Below are 283 nucleotides of genomic sequence, written 5' to 3'. Positions count from 1 at the left end.
AGGCTGAGCGTTTCCTCGCCGCGATGATCCGGATGCACCCGCCAGCCGATGTCCGAGAGCAGGCAGGCGGCGTGGCGCAGCCGGCGGTCTTCCGCGGTCTCGCGAAGATGGATGACCCGCACCAGCCGGTCGGTCCAGGCGACCAGTTCGTCGGCATGGCGCGCCGATCGCGACAGCAGGCGGTTGAGATTCTGTGCGGCGCAGATCAGGCCGTCTTCGCTGCGCTCGTCCGGCGGAAGCATCTCGTAGAACAGGCCTTCGCGCACGCCAAAGGTCGAGAACA

1 pseudogene is annotated in these 283 nt (G+C 67.5%); it reads right to left on the bottom strand.

Features of this window, described 5'->3' with window-relative positions:
• Nucleotides 1-283 (bottom strand): annotated as a pseudogene (locus J8I29_RS29730) (exopolyphosphatase); the annotation flags it as partial.

Source organism: Labrys sp. LIt4, from assembly GCF_017813775.1.
GTDB classification, from domain to species: Bacteria; Pseudomonadota; Alphaproteobacteria; order Rhizobiales; family Labraceae; genus Labrys; species Labrys okinawensis_A.
The sequence above is the reverse complement of the archived record's forward strand: the minus strand, read 5'-3'. Positions and strand labels throughout refer to the sequence as shown.